Source organism: Proteus sp. fly-1067, assembly GCF_040139345.1.
Classification (GTDB): Bacteria; Pseudomonadota; Gammaproteobacteria; order Enterobacterales; family Enterobacteriaceae; genus Proteus; species Proteus vulgaris_B.
Genome location: NZ_JBEEUL010000048.1, coordinates 1 through 1,008 on the forward strand (window position 1 = coordinate 1; position 1,008 = coordinate 1,008).

Below are 1,008 nucleotides of genomic sequence, written 5' to 3' on the forward strand. Positions count from 1 at the left end.
GGCAAGTAACAGAACGGTACTTAGAACCAATGATGTTTTGTGATAACAAAGAACACCGATTAATGCGAGAAAGAGAATAACGCTGAGTAGGGTCATAGGGAAACTCCTGTCTACTTGTAAGAGGTCTGACCTGTTGTTTCCTTTAATCTATATCCATTAATAAACAATTAGCAACAAATTTACATCTTAATTACAACTTGGCTCACAAAATCGTCAAATACCTCCTTGTGATAATTTCAAAAATGGATTTATGGGGGATCTGTAATAACTTAAGTATCGAAAAAGCACTGATTAGCCTTAAATGCCTAAATTTGCACTGAATCAGGTGTAGAAAGAAAATTAACCCTGTGTAACAATCTGAATAGTTAAAGGGTAATGGTTATTACTCTAAATTATTCAATCTAAGGGGTTATCTCATGTATCAAGACCTGATCCGTGGTGAACTTTCAGAAGCAGCCGATACGTTGGCGCAATTCCTAAACGACGAAGCAAATATTAAGGCAATTGAGCAAGCGGCAGTGTTACTGGCTGACTCTTTTAAGGCTGGAGGAAAAGTACTGTCATGTGGTAATGGTGGTTCCCATTGTGATGCTATGCACTTTGCTGAAGAACTCACAGGGCGTTACCGTGAAAACCGTCCAGGTTACCCTGCTATCGCGATTTCAGATGTCAGCCACCTTTCTTGTGTGAGCAACGATTTTGGTTATGAATTTGTCTTCTCTCGTTTTATTGAAGCTGTTGGGAAAGAAGGCGATGTATTGCTTGGCATTTCGACTTCAGGTAATTCAGGTAATATTATTAAAGCTATCAGCGCTGCTCGTGAAAAAGGCATGAAAGTGATCACATTGACCGGCAAAGATGGCGGTAAAATGGCGGGCACGGCAGATATTGAAATTCGTGTGCCACATTTTGGTTACGCTGATCGTATTCAGGAAATTCACATTAAAGTGATCCATATCCTGATCCAGCTAATTGAAAAAGAGATGGTTAAGTAATTCTCTGAATGAT

At 39.4% G+C, this 1,008-nt stretch carries 1 protein-coding gene; it reads left to right on the top strand.

Going from position 1 to position 1,008, the window contains the following annotated elements; all coding sequences use genetic code 11:
* The first annotated feature begins 416 nt into the window (after positions 1-416).
* Complete coding sequence (gene lpcA, locus ABN217_RS18980) at positions 417-995, top strand: D-sedoheptulose 7-phosphate isomerase (RefSeq protein ID WP_070926540.1); 579 nt, start codon at positions 417-419, stop codon at positions 993-995.
* Positions 996-1,008: the final 13 nt, after the last annotated feature.